This window comes from Streptomyces sp. CB01201 (genome assembly GCF_002803085.1).
GTDB lineage: Bacteria > Actinomycetota > Actinomycetes > Streptomycetales > Streptomycetaceae > Streptomyces > Streptomyces hundungensis.
The window spans coordinates 16,737-31,050 of record NZ_NNBJ01000016.1 but is presented as its reverse complement, the minus strand read 5'-3'; the positions used below and the strand labels follow the sequence as shown (position 1 = coordinate 31,050).

At 71.2% G+C, this 14,314-nt stretch carries 12 protein-coding genes and 1 pseudogene; 2 read left to right on the top strand and 11 right to left on the bottom strand.

Features of this window, described 5'->3' with window-relative positions; genetic code table 11:
* Positions 1–9: 9 nt before the first annotated feature.
* From nadD to CG740_RS39880, 3 genes are all read right to left on the bottom strand, one after another.
* Positions 10–627 (bottom strand): nicotinate-nucleotide adenylyltransferase, encoded by a 618-nt coding sequence (nadD, locus tag CG740_RS29065; RefSeq protein WP_100578252.1) that lies wholly within the window; start codon positions 625–627, stop codon positions 10–12.
* 37 nt (positions 628–664) lie between these two features.
* Positions 665–826, bottom strand: a complete 162-nt coding sequence (locus CG740_RS40465; protein ID WP_167153229.1) for a hypothetical protein — start codon at positions 824–826, stop codon at positions 665–667.
* 81 nt (positions 827–907) lie between these two features.
* Positions 908–1,081 carry a hypothetical protein gene (locus tag CG740_RS39880; RefSeq protein WP_159030427.1) on the bottom strand — a complete coding sequence of 58 codons (174 nt, stop codon included), beginning with the start codon at positions 1,079–1,081 and terminating at the stop codon, positions 908–910.
* Positions 1,082–1,191: 110 nt separating this feature from the next.
* Between CG740_RS39880 and CG740_RS29060 the strand changes: the two genes are divergently transcribed.
* Positions 1,192–2,322, top strand: a complete 1,131-nt coding sequence (locus tag CG740_RS29060) for a M48 family metallopeptidase (RefSeq protein ID WP_234376532.1) — start codon at positions 1,192–1,194, stop codon at positions 2,320–2,322.
* Positions 2,323–2,413: 91 nt separating this feature from the next.
* Here the strand turns inward: CG740_RS29060 and CG740_RS29055 are convergent, their stop codons facing one another.
* From CG740_RS29055 to proB, 5 genes and pseudogenes are all read right to left on the bottom strand, one after another.
* Positions 2,414–3,517: an SCO2583 family membrane protein gene (locus CG740_RS29055; protein WP_100578251.1), complete on the bottom strand. Its 1,104-nt coding sequence runs from the start codon at positions 3,515–3,517 to the stop codon at positions 2,414–2,416.
* Between the two features lie 289 nt (positions 3,518–3,806).
* Positions 3,807–4,379: pseudogene (locus CG740_RS29050) on the bottom strand (SCO2584 family spore wall biosynthesis protein); the annotation flags it as partial.
* Positions 4,380–4,457: 78 nt separating this feature from the next.
* Complete coding sequence (locus tag CG740_RS29045) at positions 4,458–5,750, bottom strand: glutamate-5-semialdehyde dehydrogenase (protein WP_100578250.1); 1,293 nt, start codon at positions 5,748–5,750, stop codon at positions 4,458–4,460.
* 74 nt (positions 5,751–5,824) lie between these two features.
* Positions 5,825–6,283 (bottom strand): hypothetical protein, encoded by a 459-nt coding sequence (locus tag CG740_RS29040; RefSeq protein ID WP_100578249.1) that lies wholly within the window; start codon positions 6,281–6,283, stop codon positions 5,825–5,827.
* 153 nt (positions 6,284–6,436) lie between these two features.
* On the bottom strand, positions 6,437–7,564 hold the full coding sequence (gene proB, locus CG740_RS29035; RefSeq protein WP_100578248.1) for a glutamate 5-kinase: 1,128 nt from the start codon (positions 7,562–7,564) through the stop codon (positions 6,437–6,439).
* 305 nt (positions 7,565–7,869) lie between these two features.
* On the opposite strand from proB, the gene CG740_RS29030 reads away from it, so the two are divergent.
* Complete coding sequence (locus tag CG740_RS29030) at positions 7,870–10,089, top strand: PIG-L family deacetylase (RefSeq protein WP_100578247.1); 2,220 nt, start codon at positions 7,870–7,872, stop codon at positions 10,087–10,089.
* A 72-nt stretch (positions 10,090–10,161) separates the two neighbouring features.
* Here CG740_RS29030 and CG740_RS29025 read toward each other — a convergent pair whose 3' ends face one another.
* Genes CG740_RS29025 through CG740_RS29015 form a run of 3 tightly spaced genes read right to left on the bottom strand, consistent with a single transcriptional unit; the run spans position 10,162 to position 14,179 of the window.
* Positions 10,162–10,590 (bottom strand): GtrA family protein, encoded by a 429-nt coding sequence (locus CG740_RS29025; protein ID WP_100578246.1) that lies wholly within the window; start codon positions 10,588–10,590, stop codon positions 10,162–10,164.
* Positions 10,590–11,579 carry a glycosyltransferase family 2 protein gene (locus tag CG740_RS29020; protein ID WP_100578366.1) on the bottom strand — a complete coding sequence of 330 codons (990 nt, stop codon included), beginning with the start codon at positions 11,577–11,579 and terminating at the stop codon, positions 10,590–10,592. The genes CG740_RS29025 and CG740_RS29020 overlap by 1 nt, the downstream gene beginning before the upstream one ends.
* Positions 11,580–11,581: 2 nt before the next feature.
* On the bottom strand, positions 11,582–14,179 hold the full coding sequence (locus tag CG740_RS29015) for a YfhO family protein (RefSeq protein ID WP_159030426.1): 2,598 nt from the start codon (positions 14,177–14,179) through the stop codon (positions 11,582–11,584).
* Between the last annotated feature and the right edge of the window lie 135 nt (positions 14,180–14,314).

Sequence of the window (14,314 nt, the reverse complement as noted above, 5' to 3'; positions counted from 1 at the left end):
CAGCTGGACTCACTCGCCGCGATACAGCTGGCGCTTGTCGATGTAGCGGACCACACCGTCCGGAACCAGATACCAGACGGGGTCGCCCTGCGCGACCCGTGCGCGGCAGTCCGTCGAGGAGATCGCCAGGGCCGGCACCTCCACCAGCGAGACACCGCCCTCGGGCAGCCCGTCGTCCGTCAGGACGTGGCCGGGCCGCGTCACACCGATGAAGTGGGCCAGCGAGAACAGTTCCTCGGCGTCGCGCCAGGTGAGGATCTGGCCGAGCGCGTCGGCACCGGTGATGAAGAAGAGGTCCGCGTCGCTGTTGCGCTCGCGCAGATCCCGCAGCGTGTCGATGGTGTACGTCGCACCACCGCGGTCGATGTCGATGCGGCTGACCGAGAACTGGGGGTTCGACGCGGTGGCGATGACCGTCATCAGATAGCGGTCCTCGGCCGGGGAGACCAGCTTGTGGCTCTTCTGCCACGGCTGCCCGGTCGGCACGAACACGACCTCGTCCAGGTGGAACTGCGAGGCCACCTCACTGGCGGCCACGAGGTGTCCGTGATGGATCGGATCGAACGTTCCGCCCATCACGCCGATGCGACGCTTCACCGGACCGGTAGGCACTTCCTGCTCTCCCATGCGTGCAGAGCCTACTGGCCCGGCTTTTCGGCCCGACTCAGCGGTCGCGGTTGAAGCGGGTGGTGATCCACAGCAGGAGAAGGAGGGCGAACAGCGCGCCGCCGCCCGTCAACCAGGGCTGGAGGCTTTCGTGGTTGCCACCGTGCTCGGCGCCTTCGGCGAGCGAGACCAGGTTGGCGGCGGTGCTGTGGAGGCTCATCTTCGGCAGGACCTATCCGGGAGTCGGGGCGGAGACTTCGCCCACATCGTATGCGGGCGGTCCGGGCACGCTCACGCCGACTCAGTCGTTCTTGTTGTCGTCGCCGCCGTTCGAGCGGTATCCGCGCAGCAGGAACCAGGCCAGGAGGGCCGCTCCGACCATCGAGCCGAGCAGCAGGATCCGCAGCAGCGCGCCCGGCCCCTGGCCGGACGCTGAGGCGAGAGCGGTGACGACGTCCGGCATGGTGTCGGGCATGGCAGGTCTCCTCGAAGTTATCCACAGGCCCCCGGGCCACGGTATCGCCACCGCCTAATGTGGATGTCGTCAGGGGGACGAGCCGACGACTCGAACGACAGGGGGCACCCATGACCGAGGACATCAACGACACCGTGCCGAGCAGGCAGCGGCGCAGGTTCCCCGGGATCTCCTCCCGGGCCTACGAACACCCCGCGGACCGCTCGGCGCTGGTCGCGCTGCGCAAGCTGACCGGCTTCGACACCGTCTTCAAGGCACTGAGCGGGCTGCTGCCCGAGCGGAGCCTGAGACTCCTGTTCCTCTCGGACTCGGTGCGGGTCAGCGACGCCCAGTTCGCCCACCTCAACTCCATGCTGCGGGACGCCTGTTACATCCTGGACCTGGAGAAGGTCCCCCCGATGTACGTGACGCAGAACCCGCAGCCGAACGCGATGTGCATCGGCCTCGACGAGCCGATCATCGTGGTGACGACGGGCCTGGTCGAGCTGCTCGACGAGGAGGAGATGCGCGCGGTCGTCGGCCACGAGGTGGGTCACGCCCTCTCCGGCCACTCCGTCTACCGCACGATCCTGCTCTTCCTCACCAACCTCGCCCTGAAGGTCGCCTGGATCCCGCTGGGCAACGTGGCGATCATGGCGATCGTCACCGCGCTGCGCGAGTGGTTCCGCAAGTCGGAGCTGTCCGCGGACCGGGCGGGCCTGCTGGTGGGCCAGGATCTGAAGGCCTCGATGCGGGGCCTGATGAAGATAGCGGGCGGCAACCACCTGCACGAGATGAACGTGGACGCGTTCCTGGAGCAGGCCGAGGAGTACGAGGCGGAGGGCGACCTGCGCGACTCGGTGCTGAAGATCCTCAATGTGCTGCCCCGTACCCACCCGTTCACCACGGTGCGTGCAGCCGAGCTGAAGAAGTGGGCCGAGAGCCGCGACTACCAGCGGATCATGGACGGCCACTATCCGCGCCGCGACCAGGACAAGGACACCTCGGTGACCGACTCCTTCCGGGAGTCCGCGGCCTCCTACGCCGACTCGGTCAAGAGCAGCAAGGACCCGCTGATGAAGCTGGTCGGCGACATCGCGGGCGGCACGGCGGACCTGGGCGGCAAGCTGAGGGACAGGTTCACGGGCACCGGGACACGGCCCTCGTCCTCGGCCTCCGACAAGGGGGCCGGCCCGGACGACGGCCCCGACGACGGCCCGACGGACGCGAAGCCGGAGCAGAACGGGGGCGGAAAGGGCTGAGACGGGGGCTGGGACGGAAGCGGGGTCGGAGGCTGATACGGCGGCCGGGACGGCGGCCGTGATCAGAGGCGGCCGAGGGGACGGAAGCGGGTCAGCCGGTCGCCGGGGACGGCTGCGCGGTCGACGGGGACGGCTGCGCGCCGGTGGCCAGGGTGCCGCAGAGCGCCTCGGGGGCGGGACCGGTCGCGTACGGATCGGTGCCGGCCGGGCCCTGCCCGCTCGCCCGCTCCCCCGCCAGGAGCGGCCGCAGCCGGCTCGCCACATCGGCCGAGCAGGCCTGCGGTCCGGCCTGCTCGGTGCTGACCTGGATCTCCGTACGGTTCAGCCGCAGGTCCTCGCGGTCGAGCCGGAAGGTCAGCTCGCGGCGAACGGTGAAGAGCGAGGCGTCCTCGGTGTGCGGCCCGTTCCCGGCGGGGTGCAGGGCGTACACGAAGACGTAGTCGGTGGCGACGAGGAGGGCGTCCGGGTCGGACTCCGTATAGCTCATCGAGCCCTGGACGCGGATCCGGGGATCGGCGAGGGCCACTTTGGCCGGATCGAAGCGGACCAACCAGCCGGTGGCCGAGTGCCTGCCGTCGTCGGCCGGGGTGGCCAGGCTCTGGTCGAACTGGGCCATCAGATCGGGGTCGAGCAGCACCCGGATCTGATGGTCCGGGCCGCCGGCCAGGACATCGGGGTCCAGGGACGACTTGACCAGGTAGTCCTTGGCGATGGAGAGGGCGTTCATCACCTGGGCCTCGGAGAAGTGCGTGGTCCTGGTGGCCGACGGCAGGTTGATCCCGGAGCCGCCGGTGCGGAACTGGGCGGCGGGGCTGTGGGCGAAGAGCTGCTCGGCGTCGCCACCGGGCACCGGGTCCTGGGGGGCCAGTGGGACCACGGACATGCGCAGCGGCTCGGGGCGGCCGGTCGGGGGCGGCTGGTACGGGTGGCGGACGCCCATGTAGATGGCGGTGGTGAAGGCTATGAGGAGCAGCAGCACCAACGCGATGGCGGGTTTGGAGAAGGCTCGGGGGGACCAGCCCGGGCGGGAGCGCACGGCCCGCGCGTGCTCGCGCATCCGTTCCTGCGCGGAGAACTCCTGGAGGCGGGCGGCGCGGACGAACGATTCGTCGAAGACGACGGACCGGTACTCGTCGTCGCCACCGCCGGGGAGACCCTCCGGTGCTTCCTCGGGTGGCTCTCCAAGCCCTGCCATACCTTCAGGGTAGGTCTCGCGGGGGAAAGGTAAACGCGCTGGTGCGCGTCAACTTCCGACGAGTTGCCCCGCGCCGGTTCAGAGGCTGCTCAGGGGGCGTTCAGCGCCGGCTCGAAGCCGATACGGCGGGCGCCCCGAAATCGGCCGAGGCCGAGGCCGGAGCTGGGGCCGAGGCGAAAGCGGAAGCCGGGGCGGCCGTGCCGGAAGCGGTCCCTGCGCCCGGGGCGGAGGACGAGGCCGTGGGCGAGGGGGCCGCCAGGCCTTCCGTGCCCGGGGCACCGCCGATCACCGGCGGCCGGCCTTCAGTGGCGGCGGGCGGGGACTGGGCGGGCGCCGCCGCGTTCGACGGGTTGTCGACGTTGCTCGTGGCGGGGGGCGGCGGGGCCTTGTCCTCGCGGCCGGAGGAGGCACCGCGGTAGACGGCGGAGAAGGCGAGGGCGACCATGCCGATACCCATGATCACGGCCATCAGCCAGGCGATGGGCCGGTGCCAGCGGGCGCGGCCCCGGTAGGGGCGCAGCACGCCGCCGAAGCGGCCGTAGGGGCCCGCCTCGGCGCCGCCGGGCAGCCCTGGGCCGCCGAGGTCGTCCGGGTCGCGGGCCGAGCGGTAGGGGTCGTAGCCGTCGTCGTAGAGCTCGTCGTCGGGGGCTCCGGCGCCCGCGCGGGCACGGGCCGCCTCCGCCTCGGCACGGGCCTGGGCGGCGGCGAGCAGACGCTCGACGGCGCTGGGTTCGTGGATGGCGGCGGCTCTGACGAAGTCCTCGTCGAACACCACGGAGGCGAAGTCATCGTCCGCGCCCCCGCGGTCGTCGTCGGGCTCCCAGCCGTCCGGGAACGGCTTGCCCCCTACGTCGTCCGGCACGCGTTCAGCGTAGCCCCGGGCGGTGCGTTTGGGCAGCCGGTGGGCGAATTCGCCCACCGGTACGGAGAGTTACATCACTTACCGAATGTGACCGTCGCCGGTCACGATGTACTTCGTGGAGGTCAGTTCCGGCAGGCCCATGGGGCCGCGGGCGTGCAGCTTCTGGGTGGAGATGCCGATCTCCGCGCCGAAGCCGAACTGGCCGCCGTCGGTGAAGCGGGTGGAGGCGTTGACGGCGACGGTCGTGGAGTCGACCAGTTGGGTGAAGCGGCGGGCCGCGGCCTGCGAGGTGGTGACGATGGCCTCGGTGTGCCCGGAGGTCCACAGCCGGATGTGGGCGACGGCGGCGTCGAGCGAGTCGACGACCGCGGCGGCGATGTCGTACGAGAGGTACTCGGTCTCCCAGTCCTCCACCGTGGCCTCGACGACAGTGGCCTTGGAGGCGTCGGCGTAGGCCCGTACGCGCTCGTCGGCGTGGACGGTGACGCCGGCCTCGGCCAAGGCGTCCAGGGCGCGCGGCAGGAAGGCGTCCGCGATGTCCCGGTGGACCAGGAGCGTCTCGGCGGAGTTGCAGACCGAGGGGCGCTGGGCCTTGGAGTTGATCAGGATGTCGACGGCCATGTCGAGGTCGGCCTCCGCGTCGACGTAGACGTGGCAGTTGCCGGTGCCGGTCTCGATGACCGGGACGGTGGACTCCTCGACGACGGTACGGATCAGGGAGGCGCCACCGCGCGGGATGAGGACGTCCACGAGGCCGCGGGCGCGCATCAACTCCCTTACGGAGTCGCGGGATTGACCGGGGACGAGCTGGACCGCGTCGGCCGGCAGGCCCGCGCCGCCGACCGCGTCGCGCAGGACGCGGACCAGCGCGGTGTTGGAGGCGTAGGCGGAGGACGAGCCGCGCAGCAGGACCGCGTTGCCCGACTTGAGGCAGAGGGCGGCGGCGTCCACGGTCACATTGGGCCGGGCCTCGTAGATGATGCCGACGACGCCGAGCGGGACGCGGACCTGCCGCAGGTCGACGCCGTTGGGCAGGGTGGAGCCGCGCACGACCTCGCCGACCGGATCGGGCAGGGCGGCCACGTCGCGCACGTCGGAGGCGATCGCGCGGATCCGCTCGGGGGTGAGCGTGAGCCGGTCGATGACGGTCTCGCTGGTTCCGGCCTCGCGCGCCTTGGCGACGTCGACGGCGTTGGCCTCGACGATCTCGGCCGTCCGCACGTCGAGGGCGTCGGCGATCGCGAGCAGCGCCTCGTCCTTGACCGCGCGCGGAAGTGGCGCGATCTCGGCGGCCGCGGCGCGCGCCCGGTAGGCGGTCTGCGTGACCGGGGACATGTCGTCGTACGGAGTGGGCGAGGTCTGCGAAGCCATGTCCGCAGACTAATGGGCGGCGGGCGGCCGTTTCGCCCCGGTTCCACTCCCCGAGACGGACCCGGGGAGCGGGGTCAGAAAGGGTGGACGCCCACGGGGGCGGCCGGCGGCGGCCCGTAGCCCTCGGCGAGCCGCTGGTGGTAGGTGCCGCGGTCGATGACTTCGAGGCCGACGATCTCCCAGGGCGGGAGTTTGGCGGTGGAGCGGTGTTCGCCCCACAGGCGCAGCGCGACGGCGGCCGCGTCGTGCAGGTCGCGGGCCTCCTCCCAGTAGCGGATTTCGGCGTGGTCGTTGGCATAGCGGCTGGTCAGCAGGAACGGGTGGTCGTGGGCGAGCTGTTCGAGGCCGCGCCGGACCTCCTTCAGCGGCGCCTCGGCTCCCGAGACGCTCAGCGTGATGTGCCACAGCCTGGGGATGTCCCCGGGCTCCTCGACTGCCTCGCTCCGTTCGACGTCGGCCCCCGTCCCCACACTGGTCAGGGTCCGCTCAGCCGTCGTCCCTCGGGGCGCCGCCCCGGGGCGCGCTCGTCTCACCGGCGGCCTCCTGTGCTGCTGTGTGCGATGCGGTGCGGTACTGCGCGAATTGCCGGTCCGCGTGTACCTCCGTCTCAAAGTTGACCAGCCCGGGGCCGGGCGCGGGGCCGTTTTCCTGAAGGTGTCTGTCTTATGGCTGGACTTTCAGCCGTTTCAGGGGTGCAGGACGACCAGATCGTCCCTGTGTACGACTTCGCGCTCGTAGCCGGGGCCGAGTTCACGCGCGAGGTCGTGGGTGGAGCGGCCCAGGAGCTGGGGGATCTCCTTGGCGTCGAAGTTGACGAGGCCGCGGGCGACGGCACGGCCCCGGAGGTCGCGCAGCTCGACCGGGTCGCCGGCCGCGAACTCGCCCTCGACGGAGGCGATTCCGGCGGGCAGCAGCGACTTGTGGCCCTCGACGACGGCCCGTACGGCTCCGTCGTCGAGGACCAGGGCGCCCTGCGGGGTGGAGGCGTGGGCCAGCCACAGGAGGCGGTCGGCGGAGCGGCGTCCGGTGCGGTGGAAGTGGGTGCCGGTGGCGCGTCCGGCGAGCGCGTCGGCGGCCTGGCTCGCGGAGGTCAGGACGACGGGGATGCCGGCGGCGGCCGCGATGCGCGCGGCCTCGACCTTGGTGACCATGCCGCCGGTGCCGACCCCGGCCTTGCCCGCGCTGCCGATCTGGACGTGGGCGATGTCGTCGGGGCCGCGGACCTCGTCTATCCGCGAGGTGCCGGGCTTGGCGGGGTCGCCGTCGTAGAGGCCGTCGACGTCCGAGAGCAGCACGAGCAGGTCGGCGCGGACGAGATGGGCGACGAGGGCGGCGAGGCGGTCGTTGTCGCCGAAGCGGATCTCGTCGGTGGCCACGGTGTCGTTCTCGTTGACGACGGGCAGCGCGCCCATCGCCAGGAGCTGGTCCAGGGTGCGGTAGGCGTTGCGGTAGTGCGCGCGGCGGCTGGTGTCGTCGGTGGTGAGCAGCACCTGTCCGACGCGTACGCCGTAGCGCGCGAAGGAGGCGGTGTAGCGGGCGACGAGGAGGCCCTGGCCGACGCTGGCGGCGGCCTGCTGGCGGGCCAGGTCCGTGGGGCGGCGGCGCAGCCCGAGGGGGGCGAGGCCGGCCGCGATGGCGCCGGAGGAGACCAGGACGATGTCCTTCTCGCCGCCGCCGCGCGCCTTGGCGAGGACGTCGACGAGGGCGTCGACCCGGTCCGCGTCGAGGCCGCCGGAGGCGGTGGTGAGTGAGGACGAACCGATCTTGACTACAATTCTGCGGGCCTGTGCCACCTGCTGCCTTGCCACTGTCACACGGTGAAATCTATGCCAGGACGGGCCGGGGGCGCTTGGAAGTTCCAATCGGCGGACAGCCTCACCGGGGCCGTACAAAGGGCCTTTAAGCTCGAAAAAGTGCGAAAACCGGGGAACTGATGGGCCGATGGGGTGTTGAAGCCCACACGTCCCTGGCGTGCGGCTCTGTACCGGCCAGGCAAATTTAGCGTCAGAAGTGAAACCTCAGGAGCTGCTACGCCCTCCCTCCTGATGACTGTTCGAACAACTCCATGGCGGACGCCCGGGGGACTCGGGGCGCATGGATGCAACAAGGAGTGTGCCGAATGCCGTCGTCACCATCTCGCCGACGTCTGCTGCAGGTCGCCGGGGGCGGCCTCGTGGCGGCGCCGCTCGCCTACGGCGGATGGCAGTGGCTGGCACCTCGCGGCGGGGCGGGCGTGGACAGTCCTTCGACGGGGACCACGACGGGCAAGCCGGCTTCGGACTCGGCCGCCCAGGCGTATCTGCACGTGATCGCGCACGCCGACGACAGCATCTACTTCATGAACCCGGACCTGGAGCAGTCGATACGCAGCGGCGCCCTTTCGGTGACGGTGTGCATGACGAGCGGTGAGTCCGACGGGCGCAACGCGCCTGGCAAGTCCCCCCAGTTCAAGTCGATGCGGACGGACCGGCCGGGCTTCGCGCGGGCGCGGATAAACGGTCTGCGCGCCGCCAACGCCCTGATGGCGACGGGCGACGACAACAGCCCCTGGTCGGTGGAGCCGGTGGAGCTGATTCCCGGCTTCCGCTCGGAGCTGCACTACCTCCAGGCCGCCCCGCACGTCCAGCTGATCTACATGGGCCTGTGCGAGGCGCGCTATGTGAGCGTGCCGCGGCCGGTGAGCATGCGGGGCCTGTGGCTGGGCGCGATCAAGGAGCTGCCGACGCTGCCGGGCACGGGCAGCCCGGTGCGGATGCCCCGCGCCTACACGCGGGACCAGATCATCGACGCGCTCGCGGCGGTGATCGCCCGGGTCAACCCGACGGTGATAAGGACGCTGGACCCGACCCCCATGCACGCGCCGCGCGAGACGGTGGCGATGATGAGCGCGCCGACGATACTGCGGGGCTTGAGCTATCTGGACCACCAGGACCACACGTCGTCGGCCCAGTTCATGCAGGCCGCCATGGAGCGCTACTGGGGCGGCGGCAAGGGGCGTCCGGCGTCGGTGTCGAACTACATCGGCTATCCGACGAACTACACGCCGCCGTCCCTGGACGCGGCGGCCACCCGGCGCAACTCCCAGCTCCTGAACGCCTACGGCTGGGCGGACCACCGCGACTGCGGTGACCCGGCGGGCTGCGGCGACCTCAAGGTGGGCCCGAACGGCCTGAAGGGCGGCGGGGCCGGCTGGGCGCGCGGCACCCGCACCCGCACCCCGGGCACCGCGCGCTGGCTCGCGCCGCTCAAGGACGGCCGGCTCGCGGCGTTCGCGGTGCTCAACGGTTCGGTGCGCTGCTGGGTGGAGCGCGAGGCCGGCAAGGGGCCGTGGGCCGGGCCGTTCGACGCGGTGGGCAGCGCGGGCGGCCCGCTCGACCCGCAGGTGGAGGTCGTGCGGCTGCCTGACGGAACGCTTCAGCTGTTCGGCACCCGTACGGTTCTGCCGTTCAAGGGCGAGAAGCACCACAAGGAGCTGGTGTGCGTCGCACAGACCGGCGTGGGCGCCGACGGGGTGCCCAAGTTCGGCGCGTGGACCTCGCTCGGCGCCCCGGACACCGCTCCGGAGAAGTCCCTGGAGACGGGCTATCCGGCGACCGCGGTCGCCCCGGACGGCACCGTGCACGTACTGGTCCGCAACTGGGCCGGTGACATCGCGATGCGCAGCGGCAAGGGCGGCAGGGCGTGGCAGCCCTGGCAGTTGCTCGACCACCCCGAGGGCAAGCCGCCTCCGCATCCGCTGGTGGTGGAGGGGATCGACGCGCTGGTCGACGCGTCGGGGCGGATCCATGTGGCGGCGCCGACCGTCAAGACGGTGCTGCACTGGGTGTCCCCGGCCCCCGGCGAGCTGCCGAAGCTCTCGACGCCGACGGGTCTGCCGCCGTCGGGCAGTGCGGTGAGCCTGGTCGCGGACGGCAAGGGCGGCGCGCTCGCCGTCTACCGGGGTGCCGGCACCGCCCAGGTGACCGTCGCCTCCCCCGGCGGCCCTTCGGGTACCGCGGAGGCCGCGTGGAAGGTGGCCCGGCGCAATCCTGCGGGCGGCTACGGGCGGGTCTCGGCGTACCGCCTGAACGGGAACGGGGCCTCGCTGGTCATCGCGGCCCGGGACGACCAGGGCCGGGTGGTGCCGGCGTCCGACGGCTCGGCCAAGCAGGCGGCCTGGGAGACGCCGGGCGTGCAGTTCGTGGGGATCCCGGGAGTGGCGCAGGACTCGGCGGGCCGGGGCGTGCTCGTGGTGCTCGGCACCGACGGCCAGCTGTACACGGCACGCCAGACCCGGCCCGGGGCCAGGTTCGGGGAGTGGGGGGCGGCGGCCCAGGAGAGCGCGGGCAGCCGCGTCTAGCGGGCAACGGAAAGAGGGGCGGCCACCGGTCCGGTGACCGCCCCTCTTTCCGTTGCCCGCGGGGTACGTGCGCTACTTGACCGGGATCTTCGGCTCGACCGGGTCCGGCGCGACCGCCTCCTGGCTGCCCGGCACCAGGATCCGGCGGGACAGCACATAGGTGAACGGGATCGCCACCACGGCGGCGACCAGCGGGGCGATCGTCTTGTTCATCCCGACCCAGTGCACCAGGGCGAACAGACCGGCGCTCTGCACCACGAAGTTGGTGACGTTGGTGAGCGGGAAGAGCAGGAACTTCTTCCAGCTCGGCTTGGTGCGGTAGGTGAAGTAGGTGTTGAGGAAGAACGAGCCGACCATGCTGAGCAGGAAGGCGATGGTGTACGCGACGAAGTACGGCAGCTTCGCCAGGTGCAGCAGCGGCCAGTAGAAGGCGTAGAAGGTGCAGGTGTTGACTCCGCCGACGAAGCCGAACCTGATCACCTGTCCGAGCTGACTGGGCATCAGACCGCCCTGCGCTGCGGCTCGTTGACGTACACCTCGCGCCGCTCGACGCCCTCCGGCTCGCCCGGGAAGCCGTGCGCCTCCTTGACCAGGAAGTGCGGACGGCGCTTGGTCTCGTAGTAGATGCGGCCGATGTACTCGCCGATCAGGCCCAGCATCACCATCTGGACACCGCCGAGGCCGACGATGATCGCGACGAGGGTGACATAGCCGGGGGTGCTCACGCCGTAGGCGATGGCGGCGACGGTGATCCACAGGGCGTAGGCCGCGCCGACGCCGGCGAGCAGGACGCCGAGCCAGATCGCCAGGCGCAGCGGCTTGTTGTTGAACGAGATCAGGCCGTCCATGCCGTAGTTCAGCAGCGAGCCGAACTTCCACTTGGTCTCGCCGGCCTCGCGCTGCGCGTTCTGGTAGTCGAAGGTGACGGTGTCGAAGCCGATCCAGGAGAACAGGCCCTTGGAGAAGCGGTTGTACTCGCCGAGCGAGAGCAGCGCGTCCACGGCCGGGCGCGACAGCATGCGGAAGTCGCCCACGCCGTCGGTGAGTTCGACGTCGACCCACTTGTTGACCGCGCGGTAGTAGATGCGGCTCAGGGCGGAGCGGACCTTCTTGTCGCCCTCGCGGGTGCGGCGGGCGATGATCTGGTCGTGGCCCAGCTGGTAGAGGTCCAGCATCTGGCCGATGAGCTCCGGCGGGTGCTGGAGGTCGGCGTCCATGATGACCACGGCGTCCCCGGTGGCCTCGCGCAGCCCGGCGAGCATGCCGGCCTCCTTGCCGAAGTTGCGGCTGAAGGAGACGTAACGGGTGGCGTCGGGGTGCCGGTCGGCCAGGGCCCGCAGGTGCAGGAGCGTCTTGTCCCGGCTGCCGTCGTCCACGTAGCAGATCTCGTACTCGATCGGGAGGGTGTCGAGCACGCTGCGGGTCTTGGCGTCGAATTGGTCGATGACCGCTTCTTCGTTGTAACAGGGGACGACGACCGACAGCTTCATCATCAGTGCTTTCCGTTGGCAGAAGACGGGGAGGGAGTTCGGAAGGACCTGGTGCGGGTGCGGACCGCGCCGCCGACTCCGACGGCGAGCAGGGCCACCAGGGCCAGCCCGCTCGCCAGGAGTCCGGGCTTGAGTCCGGGGGTCTGGAAGGAGCACGAGAGGCGGGATCCGCCGTTGCCGAGGTTCACGGCCATCAGCCCGCCCAGCGTACCGGGCGCGCGTGACGGGCCTCCGTCGACCGAGCACTGCCAGCCGTCGGTGGCCGGGGTGGAGATCACGGCGGTGCCGGTGGTGCCCTTGGGGAAGGTGGCGGCGATGCTGTGACCGCCGGCCGTGACCTTCTGGGGGGCGGTGGCCTTGAGGTGGTCGACCGCGCCCTTGAGCTTGGCACGGCTGAGGCAGCCGACCGGGAACTGCGGGATGTCCTGGGGGCTGGTGACGCCCAACGCGACGGTGAACTTTCCGCTCGCCGGGACGGTGCCGAGCAGTTGCAGGGTGTTGCTGGTCATGTTGTCGCTGCCGTGCTGGGAGCTGTTCCGGTCGAAGGCCTGGATGCCGCCCGGGTACCAGGGCGCGTACCAGTAGGCCTGGGTGCCGGGGGTGCAACGGGCGCTGAACGTCGTCCACTTGGACCCGGTCTCGTTGCCGGGCAGGTGCCAGTCGCCGTTCGACCCCGCGGTCGGCGTCGGACCGCCGGCGGGGGTGAGGGCGGGCACGTCGTAGACGCGGGTGCCGAGCACGCGCTCCTGGCGGGCGAAGACGGAGGCGTCGTGGGCCCCGGAGTCGGAGGCGCTCACGTCGCCCGGGCGCAGGGTGACCACGGGCGGGGCGTCGACCGAGTGCTGGGTGAAGCCGCGGCCGTTGCGCGCCCAGTCCAGGTAACTGCCGATGCCCATGATCGCGCGGCCGACGGGGTCGGTGAAGCTCAGCGTGTGGCGGCCCTGGATGTACCAGCCGGCCCCGAGCCCGTGCAGGGCCTCGGCGGTCTTCGCGGGGACGTAGCTGCTGTAGTACGAGCCGCCCTGGCCGCCGAGGAGCAGCGGGTCGTTGTTGGCGAACTCGTGCGGGCCGGGGTCGCTGCGCGTGGCCGGCCACTTGTCGTGGGCCTTGACGGCGTCGTGGGCGGCGAGCGAGCGGGCGTCCAGGGTCCGCTTGGGCTGCCACCAGTCGCTGCTGTCGCGGATCGCGGTGACCGAGAGGACGGTGTACGCGGTGGACAGGAACACCGTGCAGGCGAGGGCCCCGGTCAGGGCGACGCGCATCGGGCGCTGCCCGCGGAAGCGGTACAGGAGGACCAGCAGGACCAGGACGAGCAGTCCGCCGCCGACGGTCAGGATCCAGGTGCCGTGCGAGACGTAGGAGCTGCGGGCGGACACCGCCACGACGACGGCGGTGACCGCGGCGCCGTACAGCAGCTCCTTGGGGCGCGGGCGCCGGGACAGCGCGAGCCACGCGACGATCACCAGCATCGCGGTGAGCGCGATGGAGGCCCGGTAGGGGCTGCCGTTGGGCATGGCCAGGCCGTGCCAGAGCAGGATCGTCGGCGCCCAGATGTAGGAGAGGGCGACCAGGACGAGCAGGACGCACCAGGCGATGCGCTCCTTGCCGGGCACCCGGCGGACGAAGGGGAACGCGAGGACGAGCAGCAGCGGGAGCAGGCCGACCGAGATCTGCGGCGCGTTGCCGTGCAGGCCGCCGGGCAGCAGGTGCGCCACGTAGTCGGCGAATCCGGGCGGGCCCTTGTAGGTGGCGTCCGGGGCGGGCTGCGAGAGTTTGCTGGCCTTGAGGCCGACGGTGAGCACGGGGGCCGCGAGCAGCAGGCCGGTGGCGGTCATCGTGGCGGCCCGTACGAGCGCGGTCAGGCGCTCGCGGACGGGGGTGTCCTCAAGGATCAGACGGACGACGAGGACCAGGCCCATGCCGATGGTGGCCATCGCGGCGATGTAGAAGTTGCCGGCCCAGGCGGCGAAGACGAGCAGGGTGCCGAGGATCCAGTGGCGGCCGCGCAGGCACCAGTCGGAGGCGATGCCGAGCATCGGGAAGGCGGCCAGGCCCCACATCCACATGGGGTCGGAGAACCCGTCGGAGATCATCCAGGCACTGACCGCGTAGCCGACCGAGAGCAGCCCGCGCAGCCAGGGCGAGCCGGGGCGCAGCCGGCCGAGGAAGACGGTCATCAGGAACGCGGCGAGGCCGACGCTGAGCACCGTGACCAGGAAGACCGGTATCTCCACCTGGTCGCGCGGGAACAGTCCCACGAGCCAGGAGAAGGGATTCATGAGGTAGGTGAAGAAGTCCCCGAGGAAGGGGACGCCGAAGCCGCTGCCCCAGTTGAAGACGAGGTCGCCGGAGGTGTTGCCGTGCATGAGGTCCCACAGGTGCGCGTGGAACGGCACGAACTGGTTGCCGAGGTCGTTGACGGCCCGCGAGCGCGATCCGAAGGGGTAGGTGCCGTGCACGGCCATCGCCACGCAGTAGGCGCCCATGGAGATCACGGCCGAAAGGGTGGCTGCGGCCGTCTGCGCTCCGAGGATCTTCGGGCGGGACCGGCTGCTCCGTTCGGTCGTCGCCGCCTGTTCCGCGGGGGAGGTTTTCAGCACCGTGCCTTCTCGTTCACTCGCTCTGCGTCGGCTTTGCCCGGGATGTCCGGCCGTGACGGCCATGGACGGGGTCCAGGAGAAGTATGACGTTCCCGGCGGAGGTGCGCGCCTGGCACCACCTTCTCCGGAGATGGC

Bases quoted from the DNA above. Each gene is read 5' to 3' on its own strand.
- CG740_RS29020 (WP_100578366.1), bottom strand. From the start codon at position 11,579: ATGAAGCTGTCGGTCGTCGTCCCCTGTTACAACGAAGAAGCGGTCATC.
- CG740_RS29055 (WP_100578251.1), bottom strand. From the start codon at position 3,517: ATGGCAGGGCTTGGAGAGCCACCCGAGGAAGCACCGGAGGGTCTCCCC.
- CG740_RS29030 (WP_100578247.1), top strand. From the start codon at position 7,870: ATGCCGTCGTCACCATCTCGCCGACGTCTGCTGCAGGTCGCCGGGGGC.
- CG740_RS39880 (WP_159030427.1), bottom strand. From the start codon at position 1,081: ATGCCCGACACCATGCCGGACGTCGTCACCGCTCTCGCCTCAGCGTCC.
- nadD (WP_100578252.1), bottom strand. From the start codon at position 627: ATGGGAGAGCAGGAAGTGCCTACCGGTCCGGTGAAGCGTCGCATCGGC.
- CG740_RS29060 (WP_234376532.1), top strand. From the start codon at position 1,192: ATGACCGAGGACATCAACGACACCGTGCCGAGCAGGCAGCGGCGCAGG.
- CG740_RS40465 (WP_167153229.1), bottom strand. From the start codon at position 826: ATGAGCCTCCACAGCACCGCCGCCAACCTGGTCTCGCTCGCCGAAGGC.
- CG740_RS29025 (WP_100578246.1), bottom strand. From the start codon at position 10,590: ATGCCCAGTCAGCTCGGACAGGTGATCAGGTTCGGCTTCGTCGGCGGA.
- CG740_RS29045 (WP_100578250.1), bottom strand. From the start codon at position 5,750: ATGGCTTCGCAGACCTCGCCCACTCCGTACGACGACATGTCCCCGGTC.